The 19,503-nt window shown below is 65.1% G+C and carries 21 protein-coding genes; 7 read left to right on the top strand and 14 right to left on the bottom strand.

What is annotated here, in order from left to right; translation table 11 throughout:
• Positions 1 to 14: 14 nt before the first annotated feature.
• Together L2Y96_RS00610 and L2Y96_RS00605 are read right to left on the bottom strand one after the other, a co-directional pair.
• Entirely contained in the window at positions 15 to 1,133 is a 1,119-nt protein-coding gene (locus tag L2Y96_RS00610; protein ID WP_425492496.1) for a serine hydrolase domain-containing protein, read from the bottom strand.
• A gap of 90 nt (positions 1,134 to 1,223) precedes the next feature.
• Positions 1,224 to 2,207: a LysR family transcriptional regulator gene (locus tag L2Y96_RS00605; RefSeq protein WP_247331056.1), complete on the bottom strand. Its 984-nt coding sequence runs from the start codon at positions 2,205 to 2,207 to the stop codon at positions 1,224 to 1,226.
• 198 nt (positions 2,208 to 2,405) lie between these two features.
• Between L2Y96_RS00605 and L2Y96_RS00600 the strand changes: the two genes are divergently transcribed.
• The 5 genes from L2Y96_RS00600 to L2Y96_RS00580 all read left to right on the top strand — a co-directional run bounded on the left by L2Y96_RS00600 (position 2,406) and on the right by L2Y96_RS00580 (position 10,041).
• A complete protein-coding gene (locus tag L2Y96_RS00600; RefSeq protein WP_247331054.1) occupies positions 2,406 to 3,608 on the top strand; it encodes an efflux RND transporter periplasmic adaptor subunit in 1,203 nt (400 codons plus the stop codon).
• Positions 3,609 to 3,616: 8 nt separating this feature from the next.
• Positions 3,617 to 6,805, top strand: a complete 3,189-nt coding sequence (locus tag L2Y96_RS00595; RefSeq protein WP_247331052.1) for an efflux RND transporter permease subunit — start codon at positions 3,617 to 3,619, stop codon at positions 6,803 to 6,805.
• 3 nt (positions 6,806 to 6,808) lie between these two features.
• A complete protein-coding gene (locus L2Y96_RS00590) occupies positions 6,809 to 8,242 on the top strand; it encodes an efflux transporter outer membrane subunit (protein WP_247331050.1) in 1,434 nt (477 codons plus the stop codon).
• Positions 8,239 to 9,012, top strand: coding sequence for an SDR family NAD(P)-dependent oxidoreductase (locus L2Y96_RS00585; protein ID WP_247331048.1), 774 nt, complete (start codon positions 8,239 to 8,241; stop codon positions 9,010 to 9,012). The genes L2Y96_RS00590 and L2Y96_RS00585 overlap by 4 nt, the downstream gene beginning before the upstream one ends.
• Before the next feature lie 189 nt (positions 9,013 to 9,201).
• Positions 9,202 to 10,041, top strand: coding sequence for a class I SAM-dependent methyltransferase (locus L2Y96_RS00580; protein ID WP_247331047.1), 840 nt, complete (start codon positions 9,202 to 9,204; stop codon positions 10,039 to 10,041).
• Between the two features lie 94 nt (positions 10,042 to 10,135).
• Here the strand turns inward: L2Y96_RS00580 and L2Y96_RS00575 are convergent, their stop codons facing one another.
• From L2Y96_RS00575 to L2Y96_RS00535, 9 genes are all read right to left on the bottom strand, one after another.
• Positions 10,136 to 11,302 (bottom strand): AI-2E family transporter, encoded by a 1,167-nt coding sequence (locus tag L2Y96_RS00575; RefSeq protein ID WP_247331045.1) that lies wholly within the window; start codon positions 11,300 to 11,302, stop codon positions 10,136 to 10,138.
• Positions 11,299 to 11,616: a hypothetical protein gene (locus L2Y96_RS00570; protein WP_247331043.1), complete on the bottom strand. Its 318-nt coding sequence runs from the start codon at positions 11,614 to 11,616 to the stop codon at positions 11,299 to 11,301. Before L2Y96_RS00570 ends, L2Y96_RS00575 begins: the two co-directional genes overlap by 4 nt.
• Before the next feature lie 4 nt (positions 11,617 to 11,620).
• A complete protein-coding gene (locus L2Y96_RS00565) occupies positions 11,621 to 12,103 on the bottom strand; it encodes an ABC transporter ATP-binding protein (RefSeq protein WP_247331041.1) in 483 nt (160 codons plus the stop codon).
• Between the two features lie 24 nt (positions 12,104 to 12,127).
• Entirely contained in the window at positions 12,128 to 12,550 is a 423-nt protein-coding gene (locus tag L2Y96_RS00560) for an ElaB/YgaM/YqjD family protein (protein ID WP_247331039.1), read from the bottom strand.
• Between the two features lie 93 nt (positions 12,551 to 12,643).
• Positions 12,644 to 12,802, bottom strand: a complete 159-nt coding sequence (locus L2Y96_RS00555) for a DUF1328 domain-containing protein (RefSeq protein ID WP_247331038.1) — start codon at positions 12,800 to 12,802, stop codon at positions 12,644 to 12,646.
• A 114-nt stretch (positions 12,803 to 12,916) separates the two neighbouring features.
• A complete protein-coding gene (locus L2Y96_RS00550; protein WP_247331036.1) occupies positions 12,917 to 13,567 on the bottom strand; it encodes a YbhB/YbcL family Raf kinase inhibitor-like protein in 651 nt (216 codons plus the stop codon).
• 52 nt (positions 13,568 to 13,619) lie between these two features.
• On the bottom strand, positions 13,620 to 14,621 hold the full coding sequence (locus L2Y96_RS00545) for a YheT family hydrolase (protein WP_247331034.1): 1,002 nt from the start codon (positions 14,619 to 14,621) through the stop codon (positions 13,620 to 13,622).
• On the bottom strand, positions 14,618 to 15,418 hold the full coding sequence (locus L2Y96_RS00540; protein WP_247331033.1) for a lysophospholipid acyltransferase family protein: 801 nt from the start codon (positions 15,416 to 15,418) through the stop codon (positions 14,618 to 14,620). The genes L2Y96_RS00545 and L2Y96_RS00540 overlap by 4 nt, the downstream gene beginning before the upstream one ends.
• 63 nt (positions 15,419 to 15,481) lie before the next feature.
• On the bottom strand, positions 15,482 to 15,964 hold the full coding sequence (locus L2Y96_RS00535) for an Lrp/AsnC family transcriptional regulator (protein ID WP_247331031.1): 483 nt from the start codon (positions 15,962 to 15,964) through the stop codon (positions 15,482 to 15,484).
• 138 nt (positions 15,965 to 16,102) lie between these two features.
• Here L2Y96_RS00535 and phhA point away from each other — a divergent pair, with 138 nt between their 5' ends.
• Together phhA and L2Y96_RS00525 are read left to right on the top strand one after the other, a co-directional pair.
• Entirely contained in the window at positions 16,103 to 16,990 is an 888-nt protein-coding gene (gene phhA, locus L2Y96_RS00530; RefSeq protein WP_247331029.1) for a phenylalanine 4-monooxygenase, read from the top strand.
• Between the two features lie 34 nt (positions 16,991 to 17,024).
• Positions 17,025 to 17,306, top strand: a complete 282-nt coding sequence (locus tag L2Y96_RS00525; protein ID WP_247331027.1) for a hypothetical protein — start codon at positions 17,025 to 17,027, stop codon at positions 17,304 to 17,306.
• A gap of 255 nt (positions 17,307 to 17,561) precedes the next feature.
• Here L2Y96_RS00525 and L2Y96_RS00520 read toward each other — a convergent pair whose 3' ends face one another.
• Genes L2Y96_RS00520 through L2Y96_RS00510 form a run of 3 tightly spaced genes read right to left on the bottom strand, consistent with a single transcriptional unit; the run spans position 17,562 to position 19,387 of the window.
• Positions 17,562 to 18,269 (bottom strand): SGNH/GDSL hydrolase family protein, encoded by a 708-nt coding sequence (locus L2Y96_RS00520; RefSeq protein ID WP_247331025.1) that lies wholly within the window; start codon positions 18,267 to 18,269, stop codon positions 17,562 to 17,564.
• A gap of 18 nt (positions 18,270 to 18,287) precedes the next feature.
• Positions 18,288 to 18,989, bottom strand: coding sequence for an RES family NAD+ phosphorylase (locus L2Y96_RS00515; protein ID WP_247331024.1), 702 nt, complete (start codon positions 18,987 to 18,989; stop codon positions 18,288 to 18,290).
• A complete protein-coding gene (locus L2Y96_RS00510; RefSeq protein WP_247337211.1) occupies positions 18,986 to 19,387 on the bottom strand; it encodes an MbcA/ParS/Xre antitoxin family protein in 402 nt (133 codons plus the stop codon). Before L2Y96_RS00510 ends, L2Y96_RS00515 begins: the two co-directional genes overlap by 4 nt.
• Positions 19,388 to 19,503: the final 116 nt, after the last annotated feature.

The raw sequence follows: 19,503 nt of genomic DNA, 5'->3' as shown, positions 1-19,503 counted from the left end.
GCTCCTACGGGTGGTCAGGGTTTGGGCAGGGCCTTGAGCACGATGTCGCGGAACAGACCCTGCGACTGAGGGTGCGCGAAGCGCTCGTTGTACGCCTGGCTGGTGATGACGGCCACGACGCCACGCGAGGGCACCACGAATACGTAGTTACCGCCGTTGCCGCTCATCGCCCACACCGGCGTATCGACGCCATCGATCGCGAAGTGGAAACGCCACCACAGGTATCCGTACTCCGCTTCTTCGCGGGCCTGGGCATGCGGCGAGAGCATCGCTTTCACCCACGCGGCGGGCAGCACCTGCTTGCCCTTCCATGCGCCGCCGTCGAGCGCCAGCTCGCCGAACTTCGCCAGGTCGCGCGAACGGTAACGGGTACCCCCGCCACCCATGCCGATTCCCTCGCTGGAGACGTTCCAGTGGGACTCGGTGATGCCTAGGGGTTGTTCAAGCGCATCGCGCGCGAACGTAGCGAGCGGCTCTTTTACCGCACGCTCAACAGCCGCGCCCGCGACGAAGGCACCGGCCGTGCAGTACGAGAACGTACGCCCATAGGGCGAATCGGCTGGCCGCTGCACCCACGGCGCGTAGCCACGCACCGGCAGGTTCAACGCGAAGCCCAGCCAGCGCTCGGACACGTACATCCGCTCCTCATTCCCGGTGGAGAACTGATTGTCGTCGTCGCACTCCCAGATCGAGCTCATCGTGAGCAGGTCTTCCAGGGTGATCCCGGCGCGCCGCGGGTCGGGCTTCTCCAGCTTCATTTCCGGGAAGAAGGCGTACACGGGGGCGTGGACGTCCTTGATGGCACCGCGCGCGATCGCGGCGCCGACCAACATGGCGGTGAGGCTCTTCGTCGCCGAACGGACGTCGTTCAGCGCCTCGGCCGAGCCCCCGTTGAAATAGCCCTCGTAGACCAGCCGGCCATGGTCGGCCACGACCACGCTGGTGATCTTCTTATAGGTACCGTCGGCCATCTTCGCCGGCAGGCTATCCAGTAGCGCCGTGTCCCAGCCGAGGGTGGCGGCGCTGGCGGTGGGCCAGCCATCGGGGCCGGGTTTAGGTGGCGCGTAGGCGGCGGCCCACGCCGCAGGCGCAGTCAGGGCAAGGATGAGGCAGGCAAGGCGGTGGCGCAGCATGGTGAGGGCTCCGTGTCATGGAGCCCCCAGTCCAACGCCAGGCCTGATGAAATGCCTGAAATCCGAATGAAGATTTATGAAGCGAGGGCCTCAGGCCACCGCGGCCATGGCCGGCAGCGCCTTCTTGCGCGCCGCTTCGAGCTCGGCCTGCTGCATTTCGACCAGGCGGCACTGCGGGTCGCTGGTGCGCTGGAACAGCTCGCTGGTCCACTCGATGAAGGCCTGCACGCGGGCCGAGAGGTGGCGCTTCTGCGGGTAGACGATCCACAGGTTGGAGCCGGTCGAGATCGTGTCGGTCATGATGATCTCGAGCAGGCCCTTCTGCAGGGCGCAGGCGGCCAGGCAGTGGGGGGCCTGGATGATGCCGAGCCCAGCGATCGCCGCCTGGATCACCGACTCACCGTCGTTGATCATCATGTGCGCATCGACATCCACCGACACGCGGCCGCTCGGGGAGTCGAACTGCCACTGGTAGGGCTTGCCGGTGTTCGGGTGGACGAAGTTCACCGTACGGTGGGTCTTCAGGTCCTCGATCGAGCTGGGCATGCCATGCCGGGCGAGATACGCCGGGGAGGCACAGAGCACATTGCTGAAGTGGCCGATCTTGCGCGCGATGAGGCTGGAATCGGCCAGCTCGCCCATGCGGATCGCGCAATCGAAGCCTTCCTCATTCAGATCGAAGGGGAAGTCGCACATGGTCAGTTCGAGGCGGATATCCGGGTAACGGGCCTCGAATTCCGCCAGGTTCGGGATCAACGCGGCCCGGCCCACGGCTGACGACGCGGCCACGCGCAACTTGCCCGCCGGCTTGGTCTTGGCGTAGCCCAGAGCCTCCGTGGCCTCGGTGAGATCCGCCAGAATCTCCTTGCAACGCGCGTAGAACGCGCCGCCATCGTCGGTCAAACGCAACGAACGCGTCGAACGGAAGAACAGCCGCGCACCCAGGCTTTCTTCCAGCCGGGAGATGGCGCGACTTACCCCCGAGGGGGTCATTTCCAGGTGCGTGGCGGCAGCGGAAAAGCTCTTCGCTTCGACCACCCGGACAAACACGCTGATAGCGGAAAAGTCTTCCATCGCCGACTCCGGTTTCGATTGATTCGTGACTGAGCGTCACAGCCGGAATGATTGTAGACCCATTTTTCGCTTGACGCGCAAGACCTAGGTTACGCCTCCTGAGACGGACCGGCTTGACCTCAACCAACGTTGAGGTTGGATCCTGCGCCGCCCCGAACCCTTTCGGCTCCCCTACACACACTCATCGGACCCCCCTCCATGAAGAAGAAAATCCTGTTCGGTTCGTCCGCCCTGGCCGTCGCCATCGCGTCCGCCGTCTGGCTGGGCTCGCCCACCAGCACCCACGCCGCGGAACCGGCCCACGCCATGCCCACCCCCGAGGTGACCGTGGCCCAGGTCCTGCTCCGCCCGGTCAGCGACAGCAATACCTTCACCGGCCGGATCCAGGCCGTGGATACGATCCAGATCCGCCCGCGCGTCAGCGGCTACGTGGATTCGGTGCACTTCCGCGAAGGCGCCGTGGTGAAGAAGGGCGACCTGCTCTTCACCATCGACCCGCGCCCGTACCGCGCCGAGAGCGACCGCCTCGCCGCGAACCTGGCCCAGGCCAAGGCTGAAGCGAAGAACGCCGACGCCAACGCCGCCCGCGGCAGCAAGCTCGTCGCACAGCACGCCGTCTCGCAGGAAGAGGCCGATCGCCTCGACACCGCCGCTGCCAGCGCCAAGGCACAGGTCGCGTCGGTGCAGGCCGCGCTCGACAACGCCCGTCTCAATCTCTCGTTCACCGAGGTGCGCGCCCCGGTCGATGGCAAGGTCAGCAACGCGCAGATCACCGCTGGCAACCTCGTCACCCCGACCGATACCCTCACCAGCGTCGTCACCACCGACCCGATGTACGTGTACTTCGACGTCGATGAGCAGAGCTTCCTCAAGCTCGACCGCCTGCGCCGCCAGAACGGCCACGCGCCGGAAGTCGACATGGGCCTCGCTGACGAACAGGGCTACCCGCACATCGGCAAGATCGATTTCGTCGACAACCAGGTGAAGGCCGGTGCTGGCACGATCCGCCTCCGCGCCGTGTTCCCGAACGCCGATGGCGCGTTCACCGCTGGCCTCTTCGCCCGCGTCGAACTGCGTAGCGGCGAAGCCCAGCCGCGTGCGCTCATCGACGACAAGGCCGTCGGCACCGACCTCGGCAACAAGTTCGTCTACGTCGTCGGCAAGGACAAGAAGGTGGAATACCGCCGCGTGTCCACCGGTGCGCTGGTCGACGGCTTGCGTGTCGTCGATAGCGGCCTGAATGCCGAAGACATCGTGATCGTGAACGGCCTGCAGCACGTGCGCCCCGGCGTGGAAGTGAACGCCAAGCGCGTGGCCATGGCCTCCCTGGTACCCGATAGCGCGCGCAACGTCGCCAGCCGCCCGGCCGGTGTCGATAGCGTCGCGCAGGCGAAGGACTGATTCCTCCCATGAAAATCGCTCAATTCTTCGTAGAACGCCCGATCCTTGCGGGCGTGCTATCGGTGCTCTTCCTGATCGCGGGTAGTATCGCCGTGTTCAAGCTACCGATCAGCGAATACCCCGAAGTGGTGCCGCCCACCGTCGTGGTGAAGGCGACCTACCCCGGCGCCAACCCCAAGACCATCGCCGAAACCGTTGCCACGCCGCTGGAAGAACAGATCAACGGCGTGGAAGGCATGCTCTACACCTCCTCGCAGTCGACCAGCGATGGCGCGATGACGCTCACCGTCACCTTCGCGCTCGGCACCGACCTGGATAACGCCCAGGTGCAGGTGCAGAACCGCGTGGCGCAGGCGCAGCCGCGTCTGCCGGAGGAAGTGCAGCGCCTCGGCGTGACGACGACCAAGAGCTCGCCCGACCTGACCATGGTCGTGCATCTCACGTCGCCGGATAACCGCTACGACATGCTCTACCTGTCGAACTATGCACGCACGCACATCAAGGACCAGCTCGCCCGCCTGGATGGCGTCGGTGACGTGCAGCTGTTCGGCGCTGGTGAGTACAGCATGCGCATCTGGATGAACCCGGAGCAGCTGGCCATCCGCAACCTCACCACCGGTGACGTGGTGAATGCGATCCGCGAGCAGAACATCGAAGTCGCGGCCGGTGCGCTGAACGCGCCCCCGGGCCCCAACAGCAACGCGTTCCAGGTGAACATCAACACGCGCGGCCGCCTGATCACGGAAGATGACTTCTCCAACATCATCGTTCGCAGCGATGGCGCATCTGTCACCCACCTGCGCGATGTCGCGCGCGTGGAACTCGGTTCGAACAACTACGCGCTGCGCAGCCTCCTGAACAATAAGGAAGCCGTCGCGATCCCCATCTTCCAGCGCCCGGGTTCGAACGCGATCGCGATCTCGGACGAAGTGCGTGCCGAGATGGCTACGCTGAAGAAGGAATTCCCGCAGGGCGTCGATTACTCGATCGTCTACGATCCCACCGTGTTCGTGCGCGGTTCGATCGAAGCGGTGGTGCATACGCTGTTTGAAGCGATCATCCTGGTCGTGCTCGTCGTGATCCTGTTCCTGCAGACGTGGCGCGCCTCGATCATCCCGCTCGTCGCGGTGCCGGTCTCGCTGATCGGTACGTTCGCGATCATGTACGTCGCGGGCTTCTCGCTGAACGCGCTCTCCCTGTTCGGCCTGGTGCTCGCCATCGGTATCGTCGTGGACGATGCGATCGTGGTGGTGGAAAACGTCGAGCGACACATCGAGCACGGGCTCGATCCGAAGATGGCCACGCGCCAGGCGATGACCGAAGTGACCGGCCCGATCGTGGCCACGGCCCTCGTGCTTTGCGCCGTGTTCGTGCCGGCTGCTTTCATCAGCGGCCTCACTGGCCAGTTCTATCGCCAGTTCGCCCTGACCATCGCCATCTCGACGGTGATCTCGGCGTTCAACTCGCTCACGCTTTCCCCAGCACTGGCCGCGATCCTGCTGAAGGGCCGCGACGAGCCGAAGGACAAGCTCACCGTGTGGATGGATCGCAGCCTCGGCTGGCTGTTCCGTCCGTTCAACCGCACGTTCGAAAAAGCGGCTGACGGTTACGTCGGTGGCGTGAAGAAGATCCTGCGCTTCTCGGCCGTGGTGCTGGTGCTGTACGCCGGCCTCGTGAGCCTGGGTGTGCTCGGCTTCGCCAAGACCCCGACCGGCTTCGTGCCGACCCAGGATAAGCAGTACCTGGTGTCGTTCGCGCAGCTGCCGGATGCCGCTTCGCTCGACCGTACCGAAGGCGTGATCCGCCGCATGGGTGATATCGCGCTGAAGGATCCGGGCGTCGAAAGCGCCGTGCAGTTCCCGGGCCTGTCGATCAATGGCTTCACCAACAGCACCAATGCCGGCATCGTGTTCGTCACGCTCAAGCCGTTCGAAGAGCGCCGTTCGAAGGACCTCTCGGCGGAAGCGATCGCTGCCCGCCTCAACGGCCAGTTCGCTTCGATCCAGGATGCGTACATCGCGATCTTCCCGCCCCCGCCGGTGAATGGCCTGGGCACGATCGGTGGTTTCCGCATGCAGATCGAAGACCGTGGCGACATGGGCTTCGAGGAGCTTTACAAGCAGACCCAGGGCATCATCGCGCAGAGCCAGAAGACGCCTGAACTTGCCCACCTGTTCACCAGCTACCAGGTGAGCGTGCCGCAGTACGACGCGGATATCGATCGCGAGAAGGCGAAGTCGGAAGGTATCGATCTGGGCGATGTGTTCCAGACGATGGCCGCCTACCTCGGCTCGCTCTACGTGAACGACTTCAACCGCTTCGGTCGCACCTATCAGGTCAACGTTTCCGCCGAGCCGGGCTTCCGCCACGAGCCGTCGGATGTGGCCAACCTGAAGACGCGTAACGCGGCGGGCGATCTCGTGCCGCTGGGTTCGTTCCTCACCGTGCGCCAGAGCAACGGCCCGGATCGCGTGCAGCACTACAACGGTTACCCCACCGCCGAGATCAACGGTGGCGCGGCACCGGGCTTCAGCACGGGCCAGGCCCAGGCCGCCATGGAGAAGCTTGTCCAGGCCAACCTGCCGAACGGCATGACCTACGAGTGGACCGAGCTGACGTACCAGCAGATCCTGGCCGGCAACACCGCCGTGCTGGTGTTCCCGCTGTCGGTGCTGCTCGTGTTCCTGGTGCTGGCTTCGCTGTATGAAAGCCTGAGCCTGCCGCTGGCCGTGATCCTGATCGTGCCGATGGTGCTGCTGTCCGCGATCACCGGTGTGATCCTGACCGGCGGCGACAACAACATCTTCACCCAGATCGGCCTGATCGTGCTGGTGGGCCTGGCGTGCAAGAACGCGATCCTGATCGTCGAGTTTGCCCGCGAGGCCGAAATCGAAGGCATGAACCGCGTGGATGCCGTGCTTGAAGCAGCCCGCCTACGTCTTCGCCCGATCCTGATGACCTCGTTCGCCTTCATCATGGGCGTGGTGCCGCTGGTGACCTCGCATGGCGCCGGCGCGGAAATGCGCCATGCCATGGGCGTGGCGGTGTTCGCCGGCATGCTGGGCGTCACCTTCTTCGGCCTGATCTTTACCCCGCTCTTCTATGTGCTGATCCGCGCGTGGAACGAACGCTCCGAGGCGAAGCGTGCCGCTCGCCGTGAGCGCCGCCTTCTTGAACACGCGGCTCGTGAGGTCTGATCCATGAAAACCATGATTCGTACCACGGCCCTGTTCGCCGCCCTCGTCCTCGCCGGTTGCGCGAGCGTGGGCCCGAACTACCACGCGCCGAAGGAAGCCCCGGTCACGCTGCAGGGCGTCGATGCCTCGCAGCAGACCACGGCCAACTTCCAGGCGCAGTGGTGGAAGCAGTTCGGTGACCCGACGCTGGATAGCCTTATCCAGCGCGCGGCCACCAACGCGCCCGACCTCAAGATCGCCCTGGCCCGGCTGGGCCAGGCCCGTGCGGCACTGGGCACGGCGAAGTCGCAGCAGATCCCGGATATCAACACCGGTGTGTCGTACACCCGTAGCCGCGAACAGCAGCCAGGCTTCACCGACCAGCGCGTGACCACCACGGCGTACCAGGCGGGCTTCGATGCCGCCTGGGAGCTGGATCTGTTCGGCGGTATCCGCCGCTCGGTCGAAGCGGCGCGTGCGGATGCCGACGCTGGCGAGGCATCGGTGCAGGATGCGCAGGTCTCGCTGTTCGCCGAAGTGGCGCGCAACTACTTTGACCTGCGCGGTACCCAGCTGCGGATCGATGTCGCGAAGCGCGACATCGCCAACCAGCAGGATTCGCTGAAGGTGATCCAGGCGCGTGTCGATGTCGGTACCGGCGCCGAGCAGGACCTGGCCAGCGCGAAGGCGCGCCTGGCTTCGGTGGAAGCGCAGTTGCCGGTACTGGAAACCCAGGCCTCCGCCGATCAGTTCCGCATCGCGGTGCTGCTCGGTGCTCGCCCGGGTGAGCTCGACATCGATCTTTCCCCGGCGACGTTCAAGCCGATCGATGTCAGCCTCGCCATCGGTGGTGCCGACGACGTGCTGCAGCGCCGCCCGGATATCCGTATCGCCGAGCGCGAGCTCGCCGCGGCGAATGCCCGCATCGGCGTCGCCAAGGCTGATTGGTTCCCGCATATCTCGCTGGGTGGTTTTATCGGCTTCCTTGCCGGTCGCAGCAACGATTTCGGTGGCGCGGATTCGCGTGCGTTCTCGCTCGCGCCGAGCATCTCGTGGCAGGGTCTGAACGTGCAGCGTGTCGCTTCGGGCGTGAAGGGTGCGAAGGCCCGCGCCGAAGAGGCCCGCGCGAACTACGATCGCACGGTGCTTACCGCGCTGGAAGATGTGGATAACTCGCTGGTGGGCTTCAACCAGCAGCGTGAGCGCGTCGAGAAGCTGCTCGTGCAGGCGAAGGAAAGCCGCCGCGCCGCTGAGTTGGCGAAGCTTCGCTACGACGCGGGCCGCACCGATTACCTGGAACTGCTGGACGCGGAGCGCACCCAGCTCTCGGCCGAGGACCAGCTGGCCGAGGCGGAAGCTGCGATCAATGTGCGCGCCGTGCAGCTGTACAAGGCACTCGGCGGCGGCTGGGAAGCCTGTGGCAACACCGCCTGTAGCGAGGTTGCAAAGGTGCCATGAGCAGCGCGAAGGTTCACCGCCTGCCTGTGCGGGCCAAACGGCCTTCGACCCTTGCGATGGATCCGCCGCTCAGCCAGCGCATCGCGCTGGTGAGCGGCGCGAGCCGTGGCATCGGGCTGGAAGTATCCAAGCAGCTCGCCGCGCTGGGCATCACCGTGTTCATGGGTATGCGCGAGCCGTCGAAGGGCGACAAAGCCCTGAAGGCCGTGCGTGAGCTGGGTGGCGATGCGTATTCGCTGAAGCTTGATGTGACGAAGCCGCGGGATATCAACGCGGCTGTCGCGCATATCGACGGCAAGTTCGGCCGGCTCGATATCCTGATCAACAATGCGGGTGGGTACTTCGATCACGCCGGCAAGGCGGCCGATGGCGATCTGGAGAATATTCGCGGCGCGCTGGATGTGAATCTGCTTGGCGCGTGGTCGCTGACCGCGGCCGCACTCCCGATCATGCGGCGGCACGGCTACGGCCGCATCGTGAACATCTCCAGCGAGTGCGCGGTTCACGCCATGTGTGGCGAAAAGGCACCGGCGTACCGGATCTCGAAGGCGGCGCTCAACGCGTACACGCAGGTCGTCGCCCGGGAGACCCAGGGCAGCGGGATCCTGATCAACGCCGTCTGCCCCGGCTGGACCGCCACCGACCTCGGCGGCGCAGGTGGCCGTCCCGTTGCTGAAAGCGCCGAAGGCGTGGTCTGGGCCGCCCTGGTCAACGAACACGAAGCCGGCACCGGCGACTTCTACCGCGACCGCGCGCGCATCGCCTGGTAACGATCTCACGGCGCAACGATTGTAGGAGCCCACCCTGTGGGCGACATCTTTTGCGGAAGAGCCACAGACCCTGTGGCGGCTGTACGAAAGGCGTCGCCCACAGGGTGGGCTCCTACGGGTTCCTTGAATGATGTCGCCCACAGGGTGGGCTCCTACAACCGTTGTGGCGCTTCCAGGCACTCACGCTGCATGAGCGTGATGCCGGCACCGGCGCGCGGCCTGCTGGGTGATACCGCCGCGCGCGATTACAGCGAGAAGCTCCGCCGCTTCAATGCGTTCGCGGCCCCCGAGCTGCGCGAGGCGATCGCCAGCCTCGGCCTGGAACCGGGCATGCGCGTGCTCGATGCCGGCTGCGGTACCGGTGAGGCACTTGCGTGGCTCGGTGATGAAGTGGGGGCCATGGGCACGGTGGTCGGCATGGACCTGGCGCTGGCCCATGTCGTCGCGGCCAGCCATGCGGGCGATGCCCTACAGGCCGATCTTTCGGCGCCCCCGTTCATGGGCGAAGCGTTCGATGCGATCTGGTCGGTCAACGTCGTCAACCACCTCCGCTCGCCCCTGGATGGCATCCGTACGCTTGCCGGGCTTCTACGCCCGGGCGGGCGCATGGCGCTCGGCCAGAGCTCGTTCCTGCCGGACATGTGCTTCGCGTGGGATGCGCGGCTGGAGCGTGTGGTGAACGAAGCGGTGCGCGCGTACTACCGCGATAAGTACGCGGTCGACGAGCGCGGGCTCAGCGCAGTGCGTGCAAATGTGGGGCTGCTACGCGAAGCGGGATTTCAGCATGTCACCGCGCACACATTCGCGATCGATCGCATTTCGCCGGTGGATGCTGATGCAGAGCGTTACATCGCCGAAACGCTGTTCCGCGATTCGTGGGGTGCGCGACTGGCGCCGTACCTGGGTGCCGACGACTACGAAGCGCTTATGGATCTCTGCGACCCGGCAAGCCCGAGGTTTGCCCTCGCCCGCCCCGATTTCCACTTCCTGCAAACCTTCACCCTTGTGACGGGCCGAACGCCCGTGTAGGAGCGTGCTTTCACGCGATCCGCCGGCAGGCGGCACGACTTAGAAGGACTGAGGCAAGCACATCGCGCGCAAGCGCGCTCCTACGATAGCGGGGTCAGCGGGAGATGATGTGCGCGAACCACTCCCAGCCGCGGAGCTTCGCAGTGATGAGCTTGACGCAGGTGAGCATGGGCACGGCGAGGATCGCGCCCGGGATGCCCCAGATCCAGCCCCATAGCAGCAGCCACAGCAGGATCGCGACGGGCGACAACCGCGAGCGCCGACCCTGCAGCATCGGCGTGATCATGTTGCCTTCCACCGCGGTGATACCCGCGAACGTGGCGGCAGGCAGCAACGCAGGGCCGAGTTCCTGGAAGTGCAACGCACCGACGACCGCGAGCACGGTGGTGGTACTGATCGCGCCCACGTACGGAATGAAGTTCGCGACGGTCGCGAAACAACCCCACAACAGCGGATCCGGCACGCCATACAGATAGAGCATGCCTGCGGTGACCAAGCCGAGCGTCACGTTGATGGCTGCGGTAAGCAGCAGGTAGCTGGAGACCTCGACCTGGATGCTTCGGACAATGCTTACCGTATGTCGCTTGTACGCAAACGTTGGCGAGATCTCGACAGCGCGACGGAGGATCTCGTCGCCATACACCAGGAAGAAGAACACGAGCAGCGCGACGGTAAGAACGCTCGCGATGATCTTCGGCGCGGTGGCAACGATATCCCACGCGGTAAAGGCAAACGTATTCGGTTGCTGCGTATTGCGCACCACCGCACCGCCGACCAGCGTCTGCGTGGCGCGGCTTGCCGCCTCGATCTGCTGGGTCATCGGCTTGATCTTCGGCGCGAACGCGCGCATCGCCGAGGGTGCTTCATGGAACCAGTTAAGTGCCGGCGTCGATAGCGTGCCGACGGCCGTGACCAGACCCGCGCCGAGCAGCAGCATGACCACCACGGCCGCGAGCCAGCGCGGAATACGCCAGCGGCCCGCCGCGGCAACAATCGGGTTCAGCGCCAGGCCAATGAAGCCCGCCAGCACCAGCGGCACCAGCAACGATTTGGAGATGGCGACCGTGTAGAGCAGCGTCAGCAGGATCAGGCCCGTGAGCCCGATACGGATGGCGCGCAGGTGGCGCGAGATGCGCCGGGTACTACGGCCACTGCCAGGTTTGCGCCGCGATGGCGCGGCAAGCGTGGACACGGCGACGCCGGGAGCCACGGTGGAAACGGGCGGTGCAGGTGCAGGTAGGGGGTTCGGTGACTCGTTCACGGTATCTCGTCGGCGGCGTCGGCCGCGTCGCTGGCCATCTCGCCCAGGAAGCTGCCGGCAGCGATGGACACGATCTTGCCGACGATATCGGCCGTGCCCCCCGCTACGAGGTTGCTTACGCCCGGCACGCCGAGCGGGTTCACCTTCACGCTGCTGAGGAGGAAACCGGACCCGGCGGCGAGGCCGAGCACGGTCAGTGGATGTTCGTAGCCACGGGCGATCAGCGCGGCGGCTGGCTCGACGGTTTCAGCACGCGCGGCCGCCACGCGGGCGCGTGCCTCGGTCACTTTGGCCATGCTGCTGAAGATACCCATCGACTCAACCCTTTTCGCGAAGTTCGCCCTCGGCCTTGCCCTGCGCCGCTGCCTGCTTCGCCAGGGTGGCGAGTTCGGCACGGGTGGCCGGCAGGGTAAGCCAGCGCATGCCGTGGCGGAAGACCAGGATGGCCAGGAGCAACAAAATCACCTGAAGACCGGCCAGGGCGGCCAACGCCCAGGCCCATGAACCGAACCATTGCGCCAGGCCCCAGCCGGCCAGCGCCAGCAAGGTGAAACCAAGCCCCACCGCGAAGGTGATCGCGGCCAGGCCCATGAACAGCATCATGACGATGCCGCTGCGGGCGAGGCCGATCTCGGCAGCGGCAAGGGCGAGCTGGGCGCCAAAGAGGTGCTTCAGCCCGCGGCCGAGCCGGCGCACGTCATCGATCCAGGCCGGCATGGCGAACGCAGGCCCCTTCGGCGCCTCGTCACCGGGTGCCGCGTCGTCCGCCGCGGTCTGCCCCGGGGTTCCGTCATCCAGCATGCATCATCCCCCGGGCGTAGCCCATCAATTACGCAGGATACGGCCCGCGAGCCAGCCGGCGGCAACCGCCAGTGCGATCGACTGTACCGGCTTCTCGCGCACGTAATCGCGGGCGACGTCCAGCCAGTCGTTGGCCTTGTCCACGGCGTCGTCATAGGCCTCCTTGCTACGCAGCTTGGCCTCTTCGGCCTTCTCAGCGGCACGGGTGGCGCCATGGGCGGCGCGGTCGGTGGCGTTATGCAGACCCGACTCGACACGATCGGCCGCGCGATCCACGGCATCCTTCGTGCGGTCGGTGGCGCGGTCCACGGCGTCGCGGGTGCGGTCCACCGCGTCGGTGGTCGCCTGCTTCACCCGCTCGGCGCGCTCTTCAATGCGTGCGGCGGCCGACACGGTATTCGCGGCGGCGTTGGCGACGTTGGCGACGTGGTCGTCGGGCTTGGTCATGGCGGTCTCCGTGGTCGGATGGGGGTGATGAGGTTAGGGGGCGGCGGGTGACGTGGAGGTCATCGTGGCAGGTTATCGCGCGCGAGCGCGCTCCTACACACTACGGCCGCGGAAGAACGAAATAATGGCCAGGATCAGGAAGATGATGAACAGGATCTTCGCGATGCCGGCGGCCGTGCCAGCGATCCCACCGAAGCCGAAAATGGCCGCGATGATGGCGATGACAAGGAAAACCAGGGCGTAGTGCAGCATGGTGGGGCCTCCCGTGTGGTGCGCGAGCCCATTTAGGCTCGCGCGCCGCGCATGCTGCGTGAAGTGCTGGGCGGAAACGTGGCGATTCGTTCAGCCGCCCCGTTCACCTGGCCATCACGCCTTCACTTTGGGGTTCAGCGAGTAGGTGCTGGTGATCACGGCCTCGTCGACGACATGGCCCTTGATCACATCGCGCAGCTCCTCGAGGTTGAAGCCGTTTTCGAGCGGCACCGTCGCCACGTCCAGCGCGTACACGTGATAGTGGTAGTGATGCACGATGGAGTCGTTCCACGGCGGGCACGGGCCGTCATAGCCATGGTAATGGCCTTCCATATCGGGATCGCCCTTGAACCAGCCGGTGTAGCTGTTCAGGCCCTGCACCGAGCCCGGCGGGCCGACCAGGTCGTCCTTGATCTTGCCGTTGCCTTTGCCGCGGGGAACGATGCCCTCGCCGCAAGCGCCTTCAGCCAGTTCGCGGCACTCAAGCGGGATATTGGCCATGAGCCAATGCACGAACTCCACGCGCGGCAGGTTGCGCGGCACTTCGCGGCCTTCGACGTTGACGTCGTCGGGCTTCGACGGCACGTCGGTGTCGATCACGGCGATGACGAACGAGCGGGCCTTGTCCGAGACCTCGGTCCAGGCCAGGTGCGGCGTGGCGTTGCCGCCGGGCTTCAGCCGTTCCGGCGCCGGGGCCGGGCCCATGAAGGCGTTCTGTTCCGGGACGGGCTTGCCGTGCTCGATGCTGTTGCTCTTGAGTCGCATGCTGCTCTCCTGAAATACGCGCCAGCGTGGCACCGCCCGTGCGAAGGCGAGGTCAGCGGGCGATCGCGTTGAATCGTGCGGCGATGTAATCGTCGGTGAAGCTGGTCATGCCGAAGTCGCGGATAAACCCGCAATGGCCGCCGTAGCGCGCGATATCAAGCTCCACGTTGGCCGGCAGGTCGAGCTGGTCGAACGCAGCCACGGGGATGACCGGGTCATCGCGCGAGGTGAGGATGGTGGCCGGGATATGCAGGGCCTTCAGGCGGTCGCCCGCGATGGAGTAGCCATCGAGGTAGGCCTCGAGCGAACCGAAGTCCGTATGGCGCAGCACCAGCGACCGGGTGAGATCGCGCATGTTCTGGTTGAGCTCGGCCAGCTCGAAATACGTTTCCTGCGGGAACGCCTGCTGCTTCTGGCGGAGCGAGCGGCGCCACTTGCGCATGAAGTACGCCTGGTAGATCCACGGCGCGTCGCTTTCCAACGAGAACAGGCCCTCGGCCGGGTCGATGATCGGGCAGATCGCCAGCACGTAATCCAGCGGCATGGCCTCGCGCGTGGCCAGCATGGCCGCGCGCAGCGCGAAGTTACCGCCGAGGGAGAAGCCGGCCAGACCGGTGACCTTCGCCGGGAACAGGCGGCAGATCTCGCCCAGGGCGATCACCACCTCATCGATGCGGCACGAGTGGAACAGCGCTTCGTTGAGGCCGTGGCTGTCGCCGTGGTCGCGGAAATTCAGGCGGAAGATATCCCAGCCGTCTTCCAGCAGGCGGCTGCCGGTCTGCAGCACATAAGTTGAATCGACGCTGCCTTCCCAGCCATGGAACAGGATGGCCAGGCCGCGCGATTCGTTGCCGGTCGTCTGCGCGGTGTAGCGGCCACTCAGGCGGTCGCCGTGGCCCACATCCACCAGCACTTCGCGCGCGTCTTCCTGCACCCGGTGCGCCCGCTTGGGCAGCAGCTGGCGGCGGATACCGCTGGACGACAGCATCGTCTGGATATGACCGCTGCGTAGCGGCCATGGCGGATGGAAATCGGCCCCCCGTGGCAGGCTCATGCCGGTGTGTCGGTATCCAGCGCCAGCGCGATGCGCTCACGGGCCGTTTCGGCCATGCGCCGGCGGCCATCGGCAGAGGTGGCCACGGGTTCAAGGAAGTGCACTTCCACGTCCAGCGGCGGGTCGCCGAGCAAACGCAGGAAGTTGCCCATGAAGCTTTCGTGCTCGCGGAAGCCGGCGTCGACGACACGGCGGCCGTGGCGGGCAAAACGCAGGGCCACCGGCTGCACCGGCACCTCGGCGTCGAGCGCGGCCTGGAAGATGCGGGCATGGAAGACCCGGAGCACACCGTTATGGCCGGTACCGCCTTCCGGGAACACGGCGACGGCGCGGCCTTCGCGCAGGCGTTCGACCATCACGGCCATGACGGAGGCCAGCGAGTGGTTATTGCCGCGACGGTGGAAGATGGTGCCACCACGGGCGGCCATCCAGCCGACGAGCGGCCAGCGCGCGATTTCGGCCTTGGCCACGAAACAGGCGGCGCGCTGCGAATGGAGCAGCACGATATCCAGCCACGAGGTGTGGTTGGCCACGAACAGGACAGGGTCGTGCAGCGCGTTGCCGTAGCGGTGCACCGTAAAGCCGAAGATCTTCAGCTGGAGGTTCGACCACAGGCGGATACTGCGGTGGGCGAAGGGCTCACGGCCGTTCTTCATGACCCCGCCGCGCCAGCTCAGGATGAAGGCGCAGATGACGATGGCGAACACGATGTTCGCCAGAAGCAGGGGCACGCGCCACAGGTAGCGCAACGGGCGCATGCGGTCGCGAGGGGCAGGATTGGCGGTGGCAGCTTCCATGGAGCGCACAAGATTAACGACGCGGCGACCCCGCCGCTAGAGCGATCTTAATTTCTTCTTAAATCACGCTGGCTTGGCATTGCCGAGCGGCAAGGCAGTGCTCGCTTTCACCGTACGCAGGACGAAGCTCGTATTCACGTCGGCGACGCCGGCCGCATTGAGCAGGCGGTCCAGCAGGAAGGCCGAGAAGCCGTCGAGATCGGCCACGTACACCTGGAGCAGGTAGTCCATGTCGCCGGTGAGGGCATGGCAGGCCACGACCTCGTCCCAGTCGGCCACCGTGGCCGAGAAGGCGGCGACCGCCTCGCTTTCATGCCGGGATAGCTGCACGCGGACGAAGGCCTGCAAGCCCAGGCCGATGGCCCGCGGCTCCAGCCGGGCGCCATAGCCCGCGATGATCCCGTCGCCCTCGAGACGCTGCACCCGGCGCAGGCACGCCGACGGTGAAAGGTTCACCTCGGTGGCCAGCTCGGCATTGCTGATGCGGCCGTTCGCCTGGAGGGTGGCCAGGATGCGCAGATCGGTGCGATCGAGGTTGCCTTGCATGAAAATTCCGCCATAACGATCTAATACGCAACATGATTGCACTATTTAGGTCTGCGCGTGCAACAACACAAGCCTCTTGCGCCAGATTGCGCCTATGCTGTTGTCCTACCCACCGCAACTGCCCCAAGGAGGCCCGCCATGGACAATCCCCGTCGCGTCGAACACCAACAGACCGACCGCGGATACGTGCCCGTCTACGCGACCGGCATCGTGGAGCAGCCGTGGGCCAGCTATTCGAAGACGGACCACGAGGTGTGGGACACCTTGTACAAGCGCCAGCGCGAGCTGCTGCCGTCCTACGCCTGCAAGGAATTCCTGGAAGGCGTGGAACGCTTCGGCTTCGGCGAGGGCGGCATTCCCCGTTTCGATGACCTGAACAAGGTGCTGGGCGAAGCGACCGGCTGGCAGATCGTGGCCGTGGAAGGCCTGCTGCCCGATGAAGTCTTCTTTGACCACCTGGCCAACCGCCGCTTCCCGGTGAGCTGGTGGATCCGCCGCCCCGACCAGCTCGATTACCTCTCCGAGCCGGACCTGTTCCACGACCTCTTCGGCCACGTGCCGCTGCTGCTCAACCCAGTCTTCGCCGACTACATGGAGGCTTACGGCAAGGGCGGCATGAAGGCATACGCGATCGGCCCCGAGGCGCTGATGAACCTCACGCGCCTGTACTGGTACACCGTGGAGTTCGGCCTGATCAACACGCCGGAAGGCATGCGTATCTATGGCGCGGGCATCGTCAGCTCCAAGGGCGAGTCCATTTACTCCATCGATTCGCCGGCCCCCAACCGGATCGGCTTCGGCCTCGAGCGGGTCATGAACACGAAGTACCGGATCGATACGTTCCAGCAAACCTACTTCGTGATCGACAGCTTCGATCAGCTGTTCGATGCCACCCGCCCGGATTTCACCCCGATCTACGAGAAGCTTTCGCATGGCAACGCGGTCGCCGCGGCAGCGGTGCTGGCCGACGACAAGGTGTTCCAGCGCGGGACCCGCGAAGGCTTCGCTTCCGGCGAAGACAACTGAAACTCAACGGCGGCCTAACGAACGGATCTCTACGATGGAACCATCCAAGGTCGAACAGGGTGGATCCGTCGTGGTTGTCTTCGATATTCCGTTTGAGTCGGTAGGGCCAGGTCTCTGGTTGTTGCAGAAGAACGAAGCCGAATACGGTGAGTTCTGCTCCCGCGATGACGCCCTCGAGTGTGCGTTCACCGAGGCTCGCCGCATCGAAGCGGCTCGGGCCGATTCCGATATCGTCCTGAACATTGAAGGCAACGATGGCGTATGGCGTGCGTTCGACACGTCCATCCGTCCGTACGCGGGCCGTCTGCGCGCGTAAGCCAGACAGGCACGGCAGAAAGCACAACGGGTCGGCGAAAGCCGGCCCGTTATTTTTTTGTTCGAAATTTTTCTTTGGGCAAAATAAAACCCCGGCAGCCAGGGGAGGAGCTGCCGGGGTCGCGTCGGGTCCAGGCTATCAGGGGAAATAGCGGGACCCGGGATAATCAGTCGGCCAGTCTGCCCGCTGATTACCAACAGGTCGCCTCTCGGCGATCGAATACTTAGATAAGGGCGGAGCCGTGAAGTTCCCGTACTACTTCGGGGTCGCGTTTGGCGTCTGTTTAACTTGGGCCGCCATCGCGTGGTCGGCCAGCCACGGCTTCACCTGCGCCACCCAAAGGGCGTAACCCTTCGGCGTCATATGCAGGCCATCTTCCCTGAAGAGATCCGGCTTCGGCTTGCCATCCGCATCGACCATGGCGGGCGCCACGTCGAGGAACGCCACGCCCTTTTCCTTCATGGCCTGGTCGCGCACCAGCTGGTTCGCGCGATCGATATTCGGCAGCAGGTTAATGCGGGCGATGCTCGGCTTGATCGAGATAAAGGCGATCGGCACCTCGGGGTCGTAGGAACGCACCTTGGCCACGAAAGCGATGAAGTCGTCGCGGACCTGCTCCGGGGTATCGCCGTTCGCCAGGTCGTTGTCGCCGGCGTAAATGACAATGGCGGCCGGGTGGTACGGCTTGACGATGCGGTCGGCGAACGCCGTGGAATCATCCAGGTCGGAACCGCCAAAGCCACGGTTGATGACGTGGTAGCCGGGGAAATCGGTGTCGAGGCTTTGCCAGAAGCGAATGGACGAGCTGCCGATGAACAGCACCGCATGCTGCTGGGGCGGCGTAGCCTTGTCCGTGGCTTCGAAAGCCTGGATATCAGGCTCCCACTTGGCGTGGTCGTTATCCTTGGCAGCGGCGCCGAAGGCGAGAAACAGCAGGGTGAGGAGTAGCGTCAGGCGTTTCATTTCCCGACCGTAACCCGTTTAGGTGCCGCTCGACAAACCTTGACGTTCCACCGCCGTGACCTTAAGCACCGCCTCGATGCGCGTGCCATTCCACCGGTAAATGAAGTGTTCGGCCTGTGTGCAGGGGGCGACGACATCCGGGTAGAAGGCGGCAATGCACTCGCCTCCGGTGTGCCTGGCGCTGTCGTAAACAATGCCGTTCGAGCCCGCATCGCGTAGTTCGCGCGCCAGCTTCACACTGGCCACGTACGAATCGGGATCGTGCTCGGCGAGCCATCCACCACGTATATCGTGGAACGAGCCGCTGATGGACGTGCGGTAGCAACGCACCTGCACATCGGTGGGCGGCTCCTTCGTCGCGGCCATGAAGGCTTCGCGGTGAAACACGGTTTCCTCGATCGCGGTGGCGACCGTATGCGCGGCGTAAAACACACCCCAGTGGCCATCGGAGAATCGGCTGCCGTCGGGCGAGATATGGGCGAACGCCGCCATGACCGGACTGGTGCCGGGCCCGCTGATGCGGCGCTCGGGTGGTACAAGGCTCAGCGCGCCGATCTCGTCGCGCAGGCGTGGGTTGGTCATGGATTCGATCTGCATCACTGCGTCGATATCGCGCGGGTCGGCAATGCGATCGAACAGGCCGACAGGCGGGAAACGGCTGGAAACGATGCGGTAGGCGTGGCTCCAGCGAACGCGATGGAGCGGCGGCGCGGCGCTCATCCGTTCCAGCCGCGCTGGGCGTCCAGGTACTGGCGGACGACATAGAGGTCGGCGACGTTGCCGGAGAGCATGCGGTCGAGGGCGGAGCGGCCTCCGAACAGCGGCGCATCGTTCGCCTTGCGCACCCAGGCATCGGCCTGGGCCGTATCGGGGAAGAGGATCTGCAGATCTTTCCAGATGCCGAGCAGGTAGCTGATGCGTTCAATGACATCGCGCGAGGGCGAGCCATCCTGCTGTTTCTTCCATTTGAAGTACGTGGATTCCGGCGGATCGCCCAGGAGGGTCCGCTGCTCGGCACCCTTCAGTTTCCAGTGCTCGGCCAGGCTGAAAAAGGCCCGGAGGGCGGGGCCGCCCAGGTCGCCGCTGGTACTCGGTTCGGTTCGGATGGCAGGATGCATCATAACTTCACCTGTGGAGTTGTGATGCAGTGTACTCCATTTATGGAGACATTACTGTAGGAGCCCACCCTGTGGGCGACATCTTTCGCGACAGAGCCACAGACCCTGCGGCGTTT

Origin of the sequence: Luteibacter aegosomaticola (assembly GCF_023078475.1) — a bacterium.
GTDB classification, from domain to species: Bacteria; Pseudomonadota; Gammaproteobacteria; order Xanthomonadales; family Rhodanobacteraceae; genus Luteibacter; species Luteibacter aegosomaticola.
The sequence above is the reverse complement of the archived record's forward strand: the minus strand, read 5'-3'. Positions and strand labels throughout refer to the sequence as shown.